The 1065-nt window shown below is 51.6% G+C and carries 2 protein-coding genes; both read left to right on the top strand.

All coding sequences use genetic code 11. From position 1 onward, the window contains the following. On the top strand, positions 1 to 175 hold a 175-nt coding region (locus D6783_02415; GenBank protein RME53296.1), incomplete at its 5' end, for a T9SS C-terminal target domain-containing protein. A 383-nt stretch (positions 176 to 558) separates the two neighbouring features. Further along, positions 559 to 1065, top strand: a 507-nt coding sequence (locus D6783_02410; GenBank protein ID RME53295.1) for a hypothetical protein, incomplete at its 3' end; no start/stop codon positions are given.

Raw genomic sequence — 1065 nt, 5'->3', positions numbered from 1 at the left:
GCAGTCGGGCACCGCAGAAGTATTCGACATGAATGGAAAACTGGTCGCTTCGCAAAAACTCGACAGCAGTGAAGCGCAGATAAGGGTTTCCGGCCTGGCTGCCGGCACGCACCTGCTGGTTCTGAAAGACCAAAAGGGCAAGATGCTCACCTTCCGGCTTTTCCAGAAAAGCTGATTTTACCCTGTCACGGACTGTCCTCAGAAATAAGATGGGGACAGTCCGTTTTCCCCTCCTTTGGTACAGGCTTTGCCCTTCTCAACAATACACACGCAAGCCCCCTCTCCAATCCTCCTCCCATTTTTCAGAAAAAACACTGTCGTAGCCCAAAGTTTCAGAATGCTTAACCCTGTTGGTGGCAACAGTACACTGCTATTCAGTTGCTTTTGCCGCTTGGTCTCACTCGCCTGCTTCGGCCCTCCGGGCCAACATTGAAACAAAGGAAAGAAGGCGAGGCGCTAACTGAACAGACACCGTGGCGAATGACTCTTCGGGAAAATTGCCTGAAGAACGCCATCCGTTCACATTTACAAAAACCGCCACCCCCCGCGACAAAAACTATGGATGTCTTGAACAAACTGGCGCGTAAAACCGCTTTCATGGCCGTGTTTTTTGTGGGGCTGCTTTCCTCAGTCCAGGCAAAGGACCCCGCCATGACCGCAGGGCATTTCACCACAGAAGCCTGTCACAAACTTTCCCGCGCTTTCGAACACGCACTTTCTGCCAAAGCAGCCGCACTGGCCCTTCCTCCACCATGTATTATTCTGGACAACACCGGCTTTGAATCGGGATTTAGTGATTGGTACAAATACGGTTCCGTCAGCATCACCGGCGATGCCTGGTCGGGAAGTTCAGCAGCAGAATTAAAGGGATTTTATTCTTACGTTTCTCAAACCAAAACCGGCATCCTGCCCGGGAGTGTTTACACCATTAAAGCCCACGCAAAGCGCAGCTCCAACACCTGGAGTGCCATCCTTGCGCTTCGTTTCTACGATTCAGGCGGTTCACTCATCAGCGAAAACACGGTAAATGTAACCAGCACCTCCTCCTACTCCGAGTACCAGGTT

The sequence above is a fragment of the Candidatus Woesearchaeota archaeon genome (assembly GCA_003694805.1).
Taxonomy (GTDB): domain Archaea; phylum Nanobdellota; class Nanobdellia; order Woesearchaeales; family J110; genus J110.
The sequence above is the reverse complement of the archived record's forward strand: the minus strand, read 5'-3'. Positions and strand labels throughout refer to the sequence as shown.